Annotated in this window: 17 protein-coding genes; 7 read left to right on the top strand and 10 right to left on the bottom strand. The window is 57.1% G+C overall.

The window, feature by feature from the left end; translation table 11 throughout:
* Nucleotides 1–21: 21 nt before the first annotated feature.
* On the bottom strand, nucleotides 22–1029 hold the full coding sequence (locus ACG0Z5_RS02605) for a LacI family DNA-binding transcriptional regulator (RefSeq protein ID WP_394445177.1): 1008 nt from the start codon (nucleotides 1027–1029) through the stop codon (nucleotides 22–24).
* Nucleotides 1030–1217: 188 nt separating this feature from the next.
* On the opposite strand from ACG0Z5_RS02605, the gene ACG0Z5_RS02600 reads away from it, so the two are divergent.
* From ACG0Z5_RS02600 to ACG0Z5_RS02580, 5 genes are read left to right on the top strand one after another with little or no spacing between them, the layout of a single operon-like run.
* Nucleotides 1218–2963, top strand: coding sequence for a class I mannose-6-phosphate isomerase (locus ACG0Z5_RS02600; RefSeq protein ID WP_394445176.1), 1746 nt, complete (start codon nucleotides 1218–1220; stop codon nucleotides 2961–2963).
* A 2-nt stretch (nucleotides 2964–2965) separates the two neighbouring features.
* Nucleotides 2966–3394: a PTS sugar transporter subunit IIA gene (locus ACG0Z5_RS02595; protein WP_394445175.1), complete on the top strand. Its 429-nt coding sequence runs from the start codon at nucleotides 2966–2968 to the stop codon at nucleotides 3392–3394.
* A gap of 11 nt (nucleotides 3395–3405) precedes the next feature.
* The gene (locus tag ACG0Z5_RS02590) at nucleotides 3406–3900 is read left to right on the top strand and encodes a PTS system mannose/fructose/N-acetylgalactosamine-transporter subunit IIB (RefSeq protein ID WP_319628239.1); all 495 of its coding nucleotides are present in this window, start codon (nucleotides 3406–3408) and stop codon (nucleotides 3898–3900) included.
* A gap of 10 nt (nucleotides 3901–3910) precedes the next feature.
* A complete protein-coding gene (locus ACG0Z5_RS02585; protein ID WP_394445174.1) occupies nucleotides 3911–4708 on the top strand; it encodes a PTS mannose/fructose/sorbose/N-acetylgalactosamine transporter subunit IIC in 798 nt (265 codons plus the stop codon).
* A complete protein-coding gene (locus ACG0Z5_RS02580; RefSeq protein WP_394445173.1) occupies nucleotides 4708–5523 on the top strand; it encodes a PTS system mannose/fructose/sorbose family transporter subunit IID in 816 nt (271 codons plus the stop codon). The genes ACG0Z5_RS02585 and ACG0Z5_RS02580 overlap by 1 nt, the downstream gene beginning before the upstream one ends.
* A gap of 65 nt (nucleotides 5524–5588) precedes the next feature.
* Here the strand turns inward: ACG0Z5_RS02580 and ACG0Z5_RS02575 are convergent, their stop codons facing one another.
* The 3 genes from ACG0Z5_RS02575 to ACG0Z5_RS02565 form a co-directional block, all read right to left on the bottom strand.
* Nucleotides 5589–6371, bottom strand: coding sequence for a glucose-6-phosphate isomerase family protein (locus tag ACG0Z5_RS02575; protein WP_394445172.1), 783 nt, complete (start codon nucleotides 6369–6371; stop codon nucleotides 5589–5591).
* Complete coding sequence (locus ACG0Z5_RS02570) at nucleotides 6364–6927, bottom strand: glucose-6-phosphate isomerase family protein (RefSeq protein WP_394445171.1); 564 nt, start codon at nucleotides 6925–6927, stop codon at nucleotides 6364–6366. The genes ACG0Z5_RS02575 and ACG0Z5_RS02570 overlap by 8 nt, the downstream gene beginning before the upstream one ends.
* A gap of 88 nt (nucleotides 6928–7015) precedes the next feature.
* Nucleotides 7016–7645 (bottom strand): alanyl-tRNA editing protein, encoded by a 630-nt coding sequence (locus tag ACG0Z5_RS02565; protein ID WP_394445170.1) that lies wholly within the window; start codon nucleotides 7643–7645, stop codon nucleotides 7016–7018.
* Between the two features lie 92 nt (nucleotides 7646–7737).
* Here ACG0Z5_RS02565 and ACG0Z5_RS02560 point away from each other — a divergent pair, with 92 nt between their 5' ends.
* Nucleotides 7738–8631 carry a LysR family transcriptional regulator gene (locus ACG0Z5_RS02560; protein ID WP_394445169.1) on the top strand — a complete coding sequence of 298 codons (894 nt, stop codon included), beginning with the start codon at nucleotides 7738–7740 and terminating at the stop codon, nucleotides 8629–8631.
* 6 nt (nucleotides 8632–8637) lie between these two features.
* Here the strand turns inward: ACG0Z5_RS02560 and rihC are convergent, their stop codons facing one another.
* The 6 genes from rihC to ribF form a co-directional block, all read right to left on the bottom strand.
* Nucleotides 8638–9552 (bottom strand): ribonucleoside hydrolase RihC, encoded by a 915-nt coding sequence (gene rihC / locus ACG0Z5_RS02555; protein ID WP_394445168.1) that lies wholly within the window; start codon nucleotides 9550–9552, stop codon nucleotides 8638–8640.
* 65 nt (nucleotides 9553–9617) lie between these two features.
* Nucleotides 9618–10568, bottom strand: coding sequence for a 4-hydroxy-3-methylbut-2-enyl diphosphate reductase (gene ispH, locus ACG0Z5_RS02550; RefSeq protein WP_394445167.1), 951 nt, complete (start codon nucleotides 10566–10568; stop codon nucleotides 9618–9620).
* Nucleotide 10569: 1 nt separating this feature from the next.
* A complete protein-coding gene (fkpB, locus tag ACG0Z5_RS02545; RefSeq protein ID WP_319628248.1) occupies nucleotides 10570–11019 on the bottom strand; it encodes an FKBP-type peptidyl-prolyl cis-trans isomerase in 450 nt (149 codons plus the stop codon).
* A gap of 96 nt (nucleotides 11020–11115) precedes the next feature.
* Nucleotides 11116–11616 carry a signal peptidase II gene (lspA, locus tag ACG0Z5_RS02540; RefSeq protein WP_319628249.1) on the bottom strand — a complete coding sequence of 167 codons (501 nt, stop codon included), beginning with the start codon at nucleotides 11614–11616 and terminating at the stop codon, nucleotides 11116–11118.
* On the bottom strand, nucleotides 11616–14432 hold the full coding sequence (gene ileS / locus ACG0Z5_RS02535) for an isoleucine--tRNA ligase (protein WP_394445166.1): 2817 nt from the start codon (nucleotides 14430–14432) through the stop codon (nucleotides 11616–11618). The genes lspA and ileS overlap by 1 nt, the downstream gene beginning before the upstream one ends.
* 32 nt (nucleotides 14433–14464) lie before the next feature.
* Nucleotides 14465–15403: a bifunctional riboflavin kinase/FAD synthetase gene (gene ribF / locus ACG0Z5_RS02530; protein WP_394445165.1), complete on the bottom strand. Its 939-nt coding sequence runs from the start codon at nucleotides 15401–15403 to the stop codon at nucleotides 14465–14467.
* A 328-nt stretch (nucleotides 15404–15731) separates the two neighbouring features.
* On the opposite strand from ribF, the gene rpsT reads away from it, so the two are divergent.
* Nucleotides 15732–15995 carry a 30S ribosomal protein S20 gene (rpsT, locus tag ACG0Z5_RS02525; RefSeq protein ID WP_110510708.1) on the top strand — a complete coding sequence of 88 codons (264 nt, stop codon included), beginning with the start codon at nucleotides 15732–15734 and terminating at the stop codon, nucleotides 15993–15995.
* Nucleotides 15996–16059: the final 64 nt, after the last annotated feature.

The raw sequence follows: 16059 nt of genomic DNA, 5'->3' as shown, positions 1-16059 counted from the left end.
AAATATCAGTAAAAGGCATGATCAGCGAAACCCACAGGATTCTCTGACCACCAGCGCAGGGGGCAGAATTATCCTTTTCGGTGGTTCACTGTTGCCCTGAATCCGGCTGAATAACAGCTCTCCGGCCTTACGCCCTATCTCTTTCGCGGCAACGGAAACCGTGGTCAGCGCGGGCTGGACCAGCGCCGCTTCGGTGATATCGTCGAAACCGACCAGCGCAAAATCACGCCCCGGCTCACGGCCTGCTTTGCGCAGCGTCTGCATTACCCCCAGCGCCACAATGTCCTGATAGCAGACGGCGGCGGTGATCTGCGGATACTGCTTAAACAGAGCTTCCGCCACCCGCGCCCCGTCGCTTTGGCTGGCCTGCGAGGCGACAATCCACTCCGGCTTTGGTGCAACACCATATTCCAGCAGCTTGCTGGTAAATCCGCCGATACGCTGGGCCCGGGTCCCCGAATTGAGGCTCCCGCCAATAAAGGCAATGTTACGATGACCCAGCTTCAGTAAATGCGCGGTCGCCATCTGCGAACCGAGAAAATTGTCGGTACCGACAAAATCGAAATCCGGATCGTCCAACGGGCGCACCACCATAATGGCCGGGATATTGCGTCGCTTCAAACCGTCGAAAAAGGCCTGCGGCGTGCCCCTGGCTGCGCACAGCACCATCCCACAGGCGCTGTTACGCATCAGTGAATCGACAAATTTCTGCTGTCGCTCTTCCGATTCTTCGCTGTTTGCCAGAAACAGCAGCATCTCGTGACGCTCCATTTCATGGCTCAGTCCGGCGGTCATCTCACCGTAAAACGGGTTGGTAATATCGTGCAACAGTAGCCCTACCTGATTGCTGCTGCGGTTGCGCAGATTCGCCGCGGTCTGGTTATAGACATACCCGGATTCATCCAGCGCCAGCAGGACTCTTTCGCGGGTGGCCTGCGAGATACGCCCCCGATTGCGCAGCACCATTGAGACCGTGGCGGTCGAGACGCCGGCCTTCGCGGCAACCTGCGCCAGCGTAACAGTGGTCATGATTCCTCCTCGTGTTTCCCACAGATTAATCGAATAACCTCAATTTTGCATTATTCCCTGTGAGACGCTTCACAACCTGACGGTTAAAAATCCCCTATCGCTTATTTTTGCCGGGTTAATCCCATTAACCAGCCTTTCTTCTTAGGGTTAATCGATTAATCTTAAGCCATGAACCTTGGGAGAAAAGAATGAAATCGACGAACTACGATAAACACCCTGAAGTCCCGGTTGAGGGTTACGACAAACAGGCCTGGCAGGGCTGGAAAACGCTATGGCCCGTGCTGAATACCCGCCTTTCTGACGCCAGAAAAACCGTGCTGGTGATTGACTGCTATCCCGGCGTGCGTCTCGACGAACTTGAGCAGGCGTTGCACACGCAGTTCACTGGCAGCTGTCTGATTAACATCGAAGCGGCACGTAAAAACGAGGAAGCGCTGCACCGATTGCTGGCCCGGAACCTGACTGACGATCGCGTATTTGGCGTGCTTTCTTGCCATCAACTCGCTGAATTTTTTGACCCACAGAAGCTGGCCGCTTTGCGCCAGCAGGTCACGGAGGCCAGTGGCCTGGTGATTGTGTATGGTCCTGGTGCCGCGCTGGTCCACGACGGCGATGTGCTGGTGTACGCCGATTTGCCACGCTGGGAAATTCAACAGCGGATGCGCAGCGGCGAGCTGGGTAACTGGGGTGTGGACAATCACGATGAAGATATTCTGCGTCGCTACAAACGGGCCTTTTTTGTCGAATGGCGGGTGTTTGACCGCCACAAAACCCCATTATTACAGCGCGCCGATTTCCTTCTGGATACCACCCTTGCGGATAACCCAAAAATGGTCAGCGGTGACGCGCTGCGCGCCGGTCTGGCACAAACGGTCCAGCGCCCGTTTCGGGTAGTGCCGTTTTTCGATCCCGGCGTGTGGGGCGGCCAGTGGATGAAAAACCAGTTCGATCTCGATCCCTCGAAGCCTAACTACGCCTGGTGTTTTGACTGCGTGCCCGAGGAAAACAGCCTGTTGCTAAGGTTCGGCGACGTGCGGATCGAGATCCCTTCTTTAAATGCGGTCCTGCTGCACCCGCGAGAACTGCTGGGCGAAAAAGTGCATGCGCGCTTTGGCGCAGAGTTTCCCATTCGCTTCGATTTTCTCGACACCATCGGGGGACAGAACCTCAGTTTCCAGGTCCATCCGCTGACCGAATACATCCAGCAGCAGTTTGGGATGCACTACACCCAGGATGAGAGTTACTACATTCTGGAGGCCGAGCCGGGCGCGGTGGTGTATCTCGGCACCCAAACCGGCACTGAGCCGCAGGCGATGCTGGACAATCTGCATCAGGCCGCACAGGGCCAATGCGCCTTTGATGACACCCGCTTCGTCAATCAGATCCCTGCCCGCAAGCACGATCACTTCCTGATCCCGGCAGGCACCGTTCACTGTTCCGGCTCGGGCACGATGGTGCTGGAAATCAGCGCCACGCCGTACATTTTCACCTTCAAGCTGTGGGATTGGGGACGACTGGGAATGGACGGCCTGCCGCGCCCGGTACACCTCGAGCACGGTGCCAAGGTTATCGACTGGCAGCGCGACACGTCCTGGGTACATGAACATCTGGTCAACCGCATCGAGCCAATCGGTGAGGGCGATGGCTGGCGCGAGGAGCGTACCGGGCTGCACGAACGAGAATTTATTGAAACCCGTCGGCACTGGTTCACAAAACCCGTCACCCACCATACCGGGGGCGGCGTGAACGTCCTGAATCTGGTCGCCGGGGACGAAGCCCGCGTGGAGAGCCCAACCGGGGCCTTTGCGCCTTTCGTGGTCCACTACGCCGAGACCTTTATTGTGCCTGCAAGCGTAGGTGAATACCGCATCACGCCGTGGGGCAAAGGCGTCGGCCAGCAGTTGGCCACCGTCAAAGCCTGGGTCAGGGGGTAAAAATGATCAACGTGATTGTCGCTTCTCATGGTCCGCTCGCGAGCGCCCTGCTGGACAGCGCCACGCTGGTATATGGCGAGCTGCCGTATGTTTTCCCCGTCACGCTCGGGGAAACCGCCGGGATTGATGGCTTTAGAAACGATTTTGCCAGCACGCTGGTGAAGGCTCAGTGCAATGCGGATGGCGTGCTGGTGCTGTGCGACATGCAAAGCGGCACGCCGTGGAACGTCGCCAGCCATCACGCGTTTTCTCCCACAACGATGCCGCCGATGGCGGTCCTGGCGGGGGTGAATTTGCCAATGCTGCTGCAAACCGACGATATCCATGCTCTGACCGATGTCCACGCCGCAGCGGCACAGCTCCTGGCGTTAACGCAGCCCACACTGGTCATCGCCGCTCCCGTCTCGCTCACGCAATCTGATGATTTTTAAAGAGGTGTTTTATGAGTCTTTCTTTTGTACGTATCGATGACCGCGTCATTCATGGGCAGCTCGTCACACGCTGGGCCAAAGAGCTGCCCTGTGATGGCATCATCGCTATCGACGATGCCGTTGCGGCCGACCCACTGCTCTCGTCGGTGATGAAAGGCGCGGTATCAGACACGAAGGTCTGGCTGTTTGATACTGCCACCGCCATCGAAAAGCTGCCCAAAGTTATCGCCAGTGAGAAGCGGTATTTCGTGATTGGCAAATCCCCGGTCACCCTGCAACGCATTGAGCAGGCGGGGATCAGCCTGAAAAACAGCAACGGCAAAATCAACGTCGGACCGATGAGCGCCCGCGCCAGCAGTACCACCATCGGCCCGAACCAATCGGTAACGGCAGAAGAAATTGCCGCCTTTGAATGGCTCACCGCCCAGGGCCATCTGGTCGAGTTTCGTCTGGTGCCAGATGCCAGTTGCTACAGCTGGCAGGACGCACGCCAAAAACTGAAATAAGGAGCTGAAGATGATTTTCGAAGCCACACTGATTGGCCTGCTCTGTTACCTTGGTGCGCTCAGCAGCCCCTGGCTGTTCGGCCTGACCGGCGGCTGGTATCTCCTGTCCCGCCCATTAGTGTCCGGGATGCTGGTCGGTCTGATCCTCGGTGATGTAAAAACCGGGATCATGATAGGCGTCGCGGTCCAGGCGGTGTATATCGCGATGGTCACCCCGGGCGGTTCGATGCCTGCGGATCTCAACTTTGTCGCCTGGCCCGCCATTGCACTGGGGATCCTCTCCGGCAAAGGCCCGGAGGTCGCCGTCGCATTGGCCGCGACCATCGGCATTGCGGGAACCATTCTGTTTAACACCATGATGGTGCTGAACTCCTTCTGGAACCACCGGGCCGATACCGCCCTTGAACGTGGCGACGAACGCGGCATTTATCTCAATAGCGCCATCTGGCCGCAGGCGACCAACTTTGTGCTGCGTTTCGTGCCGACGTTTATCGCCGTTTATTTTGGCGCGCAGTACATCAGCGGCTTTATGGACAGCCTGCCCGCCATCGTGATTTCCACGATGAGCGTACTGGGCGGTATTTTACCGGCGGTCGGGATAGCTATCCTGCTGAAACAAATCATTAAAAATTACACCATGCTGATTTATTTCCTCGTCGGCTTTATCTGCATCGTATTCCTGAAACTGAACATGGTGGCGCTGGTTATCGTTGGCGCGCTGCTGGCGCTTATCCATTACAACTACAAGCCGGAAGCACCGCAGACCGCGGGCGTGAAGCCGACTGTCGATGATGAGGATGAATTCTGATGGAAGAACGTAAACTGACCCGCACCGATCTGCGCCGCTGTTGGCGCGCGTGGATGATGCATAATTTATCGTCGATGAGCTTCGAACGTCTGGAATCGTTCGGCTTCTGCCTGAGTATGCTGCCGGTGGCGAAGAAACTGTATCCCGACGCAACACAGCGGAAGGAAATGCTGCGTCGTCATGCCTCGTTCTACAACACCGAGCCGCAGATAGGCGCGATCGTCAACGGCATGGCGCTGGGGCTTGAGGAGAAAAAAGCCAACGGCGAGCCGATTGATGGGGAAACCATTAACACCCTGAAGGTCGGGCTGATGGGGCCGATCGCCGGGATCGGCGATTCGATGATCCCCGGTATGCTGATCCCGATTTTGCTGAGTATCGGCATGGCACTTGCCGCCGGGGAAAATATTCTCGGCCCGCTGTTTTACACCATCGCCTGGCTGGCCATCATCTTACCCGGCTCATGGTTCCTGTTTTTGAAGGGCTATCGGATGGGATCCGGTTCGGTGGAAATGCTGGTCAGCAGCAAATCGACGCGTCTGCGTGAAGCGCTGTCGCTGCTCGGGGTGTTTGTGATGGGCGGCGTGGCGGCAAGCTATGTGAAGCTTGGCTCGGGCCTGGAATTCGTGACTAAAGATGGGGTGAACATTCACCTGCAGCAAATGCTCGATGGGATTTTCCCGCAGTTGCTGCCGCTGATTGTGGTGCTCGGCACCTGGTATCTGATGGCCAAGCGCGGCGTTTCACCGGTGAAAGCCATGCTCCTGCTACTGGTGCTGGCAGCGGTCGGTGTCGCTACCGGGCTGTTTGCCTGACACGCCCGGCGGCACGGCGTTTGCCGTGCATGGATGACGGTAAATACCGTGCCGCCGGGCAGTGCTTATGGGTGAAAATTCTGCCACAGCGTGGCGGTTTTGTCCGGGCGTGAAATGAACTGGAAACGCGCCGGGTCATCGATGAACTGTTGATAAATCGGCGCGTCGGTAAGGCCAAACTCCCGATACGCACGAGGGGTAATCACCTGCAATCGCGCGGGTGAATAGTGCGTATTATGCTGCCAGATAATTTGTCGGTCCTGCATCAGCGGATACCACGCCAGCCCTTTATGCGCCCGCACGGCGTCGTACTCAAAGCCATATTCCCGGTCACACCATGCGCCAAAGGTCAGCGGCTGCTCGGCATCCGCCGAAATCGTGGCATGTCCCCAGCCCGGCGGCACCAGCACTTTTTCACCTGGCCCGGCAATGACCGCAAAGCAGCGTCCCGGGTCGTCGGCGACGTATTCCTGCATATAAATAATGGCTTTGCCCTGCCAGATTTCATACAGCTCCGGCGGCGACCAGCCGCTGTGCTGGCTGATACGATGAATATGCCCCTGGCTGCGGATGGGTTCCGCTCCCAGCGTTCCGGCAGCATAGGTGACAACGCCAAATAACAGCATCCGCTTTTTCAGTTCTTCTCTGTCCTGAAGCCGGGCGACGTCCATGGCTATGGCATACACCTCTTCCGGCCCGTCGCACAAAGGGTCGCGGAGTGAAAAACGGATTTGATCGAGGGTGCGGATCTCCGGCATTGGGCCGGTAACATCTTCCCCGTAGCCAAAGCCCATCGGCTGGCGCTGAATGGTCATATCGAGGCCAAAACGTGCCGCATTGTCAGCCATTCTGCACCTCTTTTGCCATTAGCTTCAGGGTGTCAGTGGTGACCCGCAGGGCAAAACCGCCGCTGAGCGCAGCATAATCATGGCCGGCGATGCTCGGCCAGACGGCCAGCGCCGACAGGATATCGCGCCCGGTGTTTATCAGCCGATGTGCCGTCAAGCCGGGAATAATATGTACTGAACCTGGCTGCACCCGCTCCAGTCGGGTTTGTCCATTTTCAGACTGGAGCAACAATAACCCTTCGCCGCGCAGACCAAAATACACTTCGCCCTGCTCACGGCGAGCATGGAAATGCCCCCGGGTCATGAAGAACTCATTGCCGACGCGACCCGGGTTGAGATGGGTCACGCCGGTATACAGCTCGCCGTCTCCTGATGGGGTATCAAGCATTTCAACGCGATAGACGACGAGCGCGGGGTCACCGCCACGCCATGCCTCATCGTCGGCAAAAACGCCGTTTAGATCACCGAGGTGAGTGGGTTTTTGCATCAGCGGTGCGCCAGACAGAGCACCACTGTCCCATGCCACCTGCGGCGGCATCTTTATTGAAGGATTCATCTGTTTCTCCGGCCCGAGGAGAACAACAGACTGAGCGTAGCAGATTAATCGATTAACCGTCTGTGCGTTGGTTCACTTTGCCGACGAGTCACGCCAGGGAATAGCTGACCACCAGCTGGCCCTTTTTGAACTTGAGATGGGTAATGTCGACCTTGCCTAACTCGGACAAGCTGGCGACGTGCGTCCCGCCGCACGGGTAAGTCCGCTGGGCGCCATATCCAACCTGGCGAATGCCCTGTTCCATAAAATGATTACGCGGCAGATCCTCATCTATCCAGCCGTCGATTTTTGTCTGAAACGCGCTGACGTCTGGCAACTCGGCGTTATCGATCGCCACAAACGTGATGCGCCCTTCTCCCGGCCAGTGGTGAGCTTTGACGGGCTGCCAGCCAAGCAGTTCGCCCGCCAGGCCAATCAGATGTCCGGCAGAGTGTAATCGGGTATGCAACTGTCTGGCCGCAGCATCCACCTGCATCGACACCTCACCAGGCGGCAGCGGTTGCGACAGCAGATGTACCACATGGTCATCGCGCGTCAGCACGTTTTCTACCGCAACACCGGCAATCCAACCGCTGTCAGCCGGTTGACCGCCGCCCTGTGGGTGAAACAGCGTGCGGTCGAGTATCACGGCGTAGCGTCCATCCGCCTCGGTTTCACAGCGTAAGACCTGCGCCTGCCCTTCGGTGGCATCACTGGTGTAGTAAAGGCGTTCTGTCATGCTTGTTCTCCTCTTGTTCTGGACAGTATATTGATATCGTCAATGGCGATAATCCCCTCCACCTTCAATGCACCTTTGCGTGACAGGCACAAATGAATCTGAACTTACTTCCCGATCTCGCGCTGTTTGTCCAGGTCGTTGACCAGGGCAGCTTTTCCGCCGTGGCCCGTAAATCCGGGGCGACGCCCTCCGCCATCAGCCGCAGCGTGTCCCGTCTCGAGCAGGAAATGGGCAGCAAACTGCTGCACCGAACGACCCGAAAACTGCGCCTGAGCGACAGCGGCAAGACGGTCTATCGTCATGCGCAAGAAATGCTGGAGGCCGCGCGTCTGGCGATGGACGGCGGCAATCGTGAGCAGGCGATAGCCCAGGGAAAGCTGACGATCAGCGTACCGAAAGCCATCGGGCGCTTTGTGGTGCATCCGCTGATGATCGAATTTCTGGCACGTTTCCCGCAGGTGGATGTTTGTTTGCGGCTGGAGGACAGGGTTCTGGATTTCATTGATGACGGGATCGATCTGGCGCTGCGCATTACCCACTCGCCCTCACCCGGTCTGCATGGCAAACCGCTGATGCCGGTGACGCATGTCATTTGCGCCACGCCTGACTATTTGCAGCAGCACGGCACGCCGCAAACGCCGCAGGAGTTGATGGCACATAGCTGCATCAGCTTGGGCGAAATGCCCGCCGACGCACGCTGGAAATTCCGTCGCGAGGGGAAAATGGAAACCGTTCAAACCCAGGGACGCTATGCCGCCAACCACACGGCGGTACGCCTCGACGCGGTCAAACAGCATCTGGGGATCGGCAGCCTGCCACTGTTTACCGCCCGAGAGGCACTGGAGAGCGGCGAGATTGTTCAGGTCTTGCCGGAATGGGAATTTATCAGCCGTTATTCCGGACAGCTGTGGCTGCTGTGGTCGGGTAACAAACATCTGCCCGCCAGGATGCGGGCGATGATTGATTATCTCAGCGACAAGATTTAGCCCGGCTTACGGTGCCAGCGCCAGCACCTCGGCTACCCACTGGCGGAAACCGTCGACGTCCAGATCCAGCGCCACCTGTGCGTTCGCCGGATGCCCAAGACGGTTTTCGATATCCACCACCGTGGTGCCTGCTGTGTACGTTCCCTGCGTTTCCACCGCCACGAAGCATGATTTCAGGGTGAACAGTTCCGGGCGAACCAGCCAGGCAATCGCACACAGGTCATGCATCCGCAGGCCGCTGCTCATGCTGCCGCTGCGATAGTGGCTGAACAGCGAATGCAACATTTTGCCAGTGTGATTCAGCGCGGGCAGCTGGGCCAGATACTCCGGCGTGAGCAGCGCCTGATTGGTAACGTCCAGGCCGCACATCACGATTTCAATCCCACTCTGGAACACCCGCTCGGCGGCTTCCGGATCGATGGCAATGTTAAATTCGGCGTTTGGTGTGAAGTTACCGCGCCCGGACGAACCGCCCATGATAACCAGCCGACGAATATTGAACGTGCATTCCGGATACTGTGTCAGCAGCAGCGCGATGTTGGTCAGCGGGCCGATCGCCACCAGCGTCATTGGCTCCGGGGCACTCATCAGCTTATCGCGAATGGCCATAAACGCCGGTTTCGCCAGCGGCTGACGCTGATGATCGACGAAGTCGTAGCCTTCCATGCCAGATTCACCATGCACGTAGGCGGCATCACGCAGCGGACGCAACATCGGGGTGGCGGCACCTTGTGCGACCGGGATATCTGCCTGCCAGAAATGCAGTAATTGCAGGGCGTTACGCGTTGTTTTCTCCACCGATACGTTTCCCGCCACGGTGGTAACCAGCTGGAGGTCGAGTTCAGGCGCAAACAGTGCCGCAGCAAGGGCGGCGGCATCATCGATACCGGGATCGGTGTCGAGAATAAAGGGTAACGGCATGATTCCTCCATAAAAAAAGCCAGGTTATTAGCCTGGCATTTTTACATACGTTGCGAATAAAAAACTTATTCCACTTCGCGGATATCGAGTCTCAGCTCTTTCGGCACTTCAAAGACGATGTTCTCTTCACGGCCTTCGAGTGGGATAGCCTCCCCACCGCCCAGCTCCTGCAAGCGCGCAATCACATTCTGCACCAGAATATCCGGGGCGGAAGCGCCTGCGGTGACGCCGACGCAGGCCGCGGTTTTGACCCACTCTTCCTGGATGTCAGTTGAGTCATCAATCAGGAATGCCGCCTTGCCCATACGCTGAGCCAGTTCCGCCAGTCGGTTGGAGTTGGAGGAGTTTTTTGACCCGACAACCAGCACCACATCGGCACGCTGCGCTAAGTCACGCACCGCTTCCTGACGGTTGGTGGTGGCATAGCAGATGTCGTCCTTGCGCGGCCCGACAATTTTCGGGAAACGGCTGCGCAGGGCATCAATAACGTCCGACGTATCGTCCACCGAGAGCGTTGTCTGGGTCATGAACGAGAGGCGTGCTTCGTTTTTGACATTCAGCTTCCAAACGTCTTCCGGCGACTCGACCAGATACATGCCCCCTTCCGGGTTGCTGTACTGGCCCATTGTGCCTTCCACTTCCGGGTGTCCCGCGTGGCCGATAAGAATCGACTCTTCACCACGACGGCTGGCGCGGGCGACTTCCATATGCACTTTGGTCACCAGCGGACAGGTGGCATCAAAGACGGTCAGGTCACGGCTTTTGGCTTCATTACGCACGGCCTGAGAAACACCATGCGCGGAGAAAATCAGGATCGCGCCGTCTGGCACTTCGCTGATTTGCTCGATGAAAATCGCGCCGCGCTGACGCAGGCTGTCAACCACGTAGCGGTTGTGTACCACTTCGTGACGGACGTATATCGGCGCACCGAAAATCTGCAGCGCGTTTTCAACAATGCTGATAGCGCGGTCTACACCGGCGCAGAAACCGCGCGGGTTGGCCAACAGGATCTGCATTTTATGCCTCCAGTGCCGGGTCTATCTCCAGCACTTCAATATCAAAATGAACGGTACGCCCCGCCAGCGGGTGATTGAAATCGACGGTGATCGAATCGCCGTTAACCTCACGAATAACCCCCGGCATTTCGCTGCCATCCATTGCGGTAAAGAGCATGATCGCGCCTATATCCGGCTCGCCAGCATCCATAAACTCACGGCGTGAAAAGTATTGGATGAGATCCGGGCTCGGTACGCCAAACGCGGCATCAGGCTCCAGCGAGAACGTGGTTTTATCGCCCTCTTTCAAGCCTAGCAGATGTTGTTCCAGACCTTCGGACAGCGACGCATCGCCAAGACGGAACAGCGCAGGTTTGCCGTTATTGCGGGTGGATTCGGCGGTGGAACCATCGTCAAGTTTCAATGTGAAATGAACCAGGACCGCGCTATTGCTCTGAACAGATTTAGACATGCAGGATTGCTCGCTAATGTTGCCCGGTGGCGCTGCGCGGACCGGGCCTACGGGGTACGTAGGCCGGGGCACGCGTCGCGCCGCCCGGCGATTTTTTTACGCCTGTTTCTTCGCCGCGGCGTTCGGCAAGAAGCCTTCCAGCACCACCAACGCCGCACCGATACAGATAGCGGAGTCGGCGAGATTGAAGGTCGCGAAGTGCCAGTTGCCGACGTAGAAGTCGATCATATCGACCACGAAACCGTGCCACAAGCGATCAAACAGGTTACCCAGTGCGCCACCGATGATCAGCGCATAGGCGATGTTATTCAGCTTTTGCGTCGCTTTTGAGCGATACATCAGCACCGCCAAAATCACACAAATACCGATCGCAATCCCGGCGAAGAACCAGCGCTGCCAGCCACCGCTGTCGGCGAGGAAGCTGAACGCCGCGCCATAGTTACGCGCATAGTGCAGATTCAGCGACGGGAACAGCGACACCGTCTCCCCCAGCTCGAAATGCTGGAGGATCAGGAATTTGCTGCCGAGATCGATAATCAGCACCACCACGACCAGCCACAGCCAGCGCAGGCCACTTTTACAGATTGATTGGCTCATCAGGCAAACTTACGTTTTTCGCCGGCACCGGCGACGTTGCTGACACAGCGGCCGCAGATTTCTGCGTGTTCCGCCACCTGGCCGACATCTTTGGTGTAATGCCAGCAGCGCGGACACTTATCACCTTCGGCTTTCTGCAACGCCACTTTCAGGCCTTTGAGCAGTTCGCTCTGCTGTGCCTCGGCGGTTGCTGCGGCATAATCCGCAACAGAGGCCCCGGAGGTCAACAGGACAAATCGCAATTCATCGCCCAGCGCCGTCAGTTTAGCCGCCAGTTCAGGCTCGGCATACAGCGTGACCGCTGCTTCCAGAGAACCACCAACTTTCTTATCGGCACGCGCCTGCTCGATGACTTTGTTCACTTCGCTACGCACTTTCAGCAGCTCGTCCCAGAAGGCATCGTTCATCGCTTCGGTATTATCCAGCCCAAACAGGCCGGTGTACCACTCGCCGGTAAAGACGTACTTCTCGCGGGAGCCTGGCAGGTAGCCCCAGATTTCGTCCGCGGTGAAGGACATGATTGGCGCCATCCAGCGAACCAGCGCTTCCGCGATGTGATACAGCGCGGTCTGACAGCTGCGACGCGCCACGCTGTCCGCTTTGGCGGTGTACTGACGGTCTTTGATGATATCGAGATAGAACGAGCCCATTTCGATGGAGCAGAAACGCATCAGGCGCTGCACCACTTCGTGGAAATCGTAAGACTCATACGCTTTCAGGATGTCTTCCTGTGCGGCTTGTGCACAGCCCACCGCCCAGCGATCCAGGGTCACCATCTCTTCCGGTTTCACCATGTCTTTTACCGGATCGAAACCGTTCAGGTTCGCCAGCAGGAAGCGCGCGGTGTTACGGATACGACGGTAGCTGTCGGCGGCACGTTTGAGGATCTCGTCGGAGACCGCCATTTCGCCGGTGTAGTCGGTAGAGGCGACCCACAGACGCAGAATGTCGGCGCCCAGTTTGTTCATGACGTCCTGCGGCGATACGGTGTTACCGATCGACTTGGACATTTTGCGGCCCTGACCATCCACGGTGAAGCCGTGAGTCAGTACCTGGCGGTAAGGCGCTTTGCCTTTCATCGCCGTGGAGATCATCAGGGAAGACATGAACCAGCCGCGATGCTGGTCAGAACCTTCCAGATACATATCTGCCGCGTGGCCGCTGAATTCAGGGCGCACGTCAACCACGGACGAGTGCGTCGAACCGGAATCGAACCAGACGTCGAGGGTATCCGGCACTTTCTCATAGGTGTCAGCGTCGTCACCCATGATCTCGCGCGGGTCGAGATCCCACCACGCCTGAATGCCGTCCTGCTCAACGCGTTTTGCCACTTCTTCCATCAGCTCAAGCGTGCGCGGATGCAGCTCCTGCGTTTCTTTATGGACGAACAGTGACATCGGTACGCCCCACGTACGCTGACGGGAAATACACCAGTCAGGACGGTTGGCGACCATTGATTCGATACGTGCCTGGCCCCAGTCCGGGATCCACTGTACGCCTTTGATCTCTTTCAGCGACTGCTCACGCAGGCCTTTCTGATCCATGCTGATGAACCATTGTGGCGTGGCGCGGAAGATGATCGGCGTTTTGTGACGCCAGCAGCACGGATAGCTGTGAACCAGTTTCTCAACGTGCAGCAGCGCCCCGCTGTCACGCAGGATATTGACGATAACGTCGTTGGCTTTGAAGACGTTCACGCCGTCAAGCGCAGGGTAAGTGCCTGGCAGATACGCGCCGTCCGGGCCTACCGGGTTAGCGATTTCCAGACCGTATTTCTGGCTGATGGTGTAGTCGTCCGGACCGTGACCACCGGCGGTATGCACCGCACCGGTACCCGCATCCAGAGTCACGTGATCGCCAAGGATTGCCGGAACATCGAAATCGAGGAACGGATGCTTAAAGCGCATCAGCTCCAGCTCGTCACCTTTTACGGTGCCCAATACGGTGTAATCGGTGATGCCCGCACGTTGGGTAACGCTTTCTACCAGGTCTTTGGCAAGGATCAGCGCCTGGCCTTCAACCTGCACCAGCGCATATTCAAACTCTGGCGACAGGGAGATAGCGCGGTTCGCTGGCAGGGTCCACGGGGTGGTGGTCCAGATAACCAAAGAGACAGGGCCATTGACGTTAGCCACGCCAAACTTCGCTTTCACCGCGTCCTGGTCAACGGCGTGGAACGCCACGTCGATGGACGGGGAGGTTTTGTCGTAGTACTCAACTTCCGCTTCTGCCAGAGCAGAACGGCAGTCCACGCACCAGTGTACCGGCTTAGCCCCTTTATGCAGGTGACCATTGCCGATGATTTTGCCCAGCGCACGGATGATGTTGGCTTCGGTGTTGAAGTCCATGGTCAGGTACGGACGAGACCAGTCGCCCAGTACGCCCAGGCGGATAAAGTCTTCACGCTGCCCATTCACCTGAGTGGCGGCGTACTCGCGGCACTTGGCGCGGAATTCTGCTGCGGTGAATTTCTCACCCGGCTTGCCAAATTCCTGCTCAACTTTGAGTTCGATAGGCAGACCGTGGCAGTCCCAACCCGGCACATACGGCGAGTCAAAGCCCGTCAGGCCTTTGGACTTAACGATAATGTCTTTCAGAATCTTGTTGACGGAGTGACCAATATGAATGCTGCCATTCGCATAAGGAGGGCCATCATGCAGAATGAACGTCTTCTTGCCTTTTTTCGCTGCACGGATGACGCCGTAAAGGTCATCATCGGTCCAACGGGCCAGCATTCCCGGTTCGCGTTTGGCGAGGTCGCCACGCATCGGGAACCCTGTTTCCGGCAAATTCAGGGTTGATTTATAGTCACTCATCAGATTCTCGTTTCCGTATTTTTACGTTGGCATTACGCCGGGTTTGATAGCCCGAACAACTCGCGAGCCGTTAATTCATCACGCGCGATTTGCGCTTTTAATTCGTCCAGCGATGCAAATCGCTGCTCGTTGCGTATTTTTTTACGCAGTATGACATCGATATGGCGACCATAGAGGTCCATTACAACGTCTAACAGATGTACTTCCAGCTGCTGGCGCACGCCAGCCACCGTGGGACGGGTGCCGATATTCGCAACGCCGGGTAATAGCTTATCGCCCAGCCCCGCCACTTCTACCGCATACACCCCTTTAACCGGGGAAACCTGACGACGCAGCGGCAGATTCGCTGTTGGGAAACCAATGGTTCGCCCCAGCTCATCCCCGTGAACCACGCGTCCGGAAATACTGAACGGATGCCCCAACAGCGTTTGCGCCAGTTCGAGGTCATCCTCGGCCAGCGCCCGGCGCACCGCGGTGCTGCTGATGCGCAGACCGCCTTCACAGAAGGTCTGGGTGCTGGTGACGTCAAAGCCAAACTCGGCACCGGCCTTCTGTAATAACAAGAAATCCCCTTCGCGACCAGCGCCAAAGCGGAAATCATCCCCGACGGCCAGATACTGGACGCCAAGGCGTTTCACCAGCAGATCGCTGATAAACTCTTGTGCCGTCAGCGCCGCAAAACGGCGGTCGAAACGGACACAAAGCAGGTAGTCAACGCCGCTTTCGGCCAGATAACGTACTTTATCGCGTAGCCGCGTCAGACGGGCCGGGGCTTTATCCGACGCGAAAAGCTCAAGTGGCTGCGGTTCGAAAATCATCACCACCACAGGCAAACCACGTTCGCGTCCTTCAGCACATAGACGCTGTAGCAATGCCTGATGCCCACGATGCACGCCGTCGAAATTGCCAATAGTCAGGACGCACCCGTGTGGTGCCTGACCTGGATTATGTATGCCGCGTATCAGCTTCATGTCTGGCTCAAAACAGTGAAAATCGTGAAAGTATACCTTGTACAGCAGGCAACGTTAACCGCCGATTGCACCTGGCTTACGAAAGATGCAACGATTTCATCCACCTTGGCAGAAATGCCAATAGAAACTCGCCTCCACGGTGATTTTTGTCGTAGAAAGGCTGTATTCGGAGGACGCAAGCTGGTAGAATCCTGCGCCATCAATACGTAACCAAGCGTTGTCCTACTAACGGCGCTTATTTGCACAAATCCATTGACAAAAGAAGGCTAAGAGGGCATATTCCTCGGCCTTTGAATTGTCCATATAGATCATATTTGGGAGTTGGACCTTGGCTAATATCAAATCAGCTAAGAAGCGCGCCGTTCAGTCTGAAAAGGCACGCAAGCACAACGCTAGCCGTCGTTCTATGATGCGTACTTTCATTAAGAAAGTATACGCAGCTGTAGAAGCAGGCGACAAAGCTGCTGCACAGAAAGCATTTAATGAAATGCAACCGATCGTGGACCGTCAGGCTGCTAAAGGTCTGATCCACAAAAACAAAGCTGCGCGTCATAAAGCCAACCTGGCTGCGCAGATCAGCAAACTGGCTTAATCGCCTGCTCGCTGAGTCTTTGTAGAAAAAAACCCGCCTCGGCGGGTTTTTTTATGTCTGGCGT

This window comes from Scandinavium sp. M-37, from assembly GCF_043558715.1.
Classification (GTDB): domain Bacteria; phylum Pseudomonadota; class Gammaproteobacteria; order Enterobacterales; family Enterobacteriaceae; genus Scandinavium; species Scandinavium vulneris_A.
Note: the sequence above shows the minus strand (reverse complement) of the source record. Positions and strands in the feature narration are given on the sequence as shown.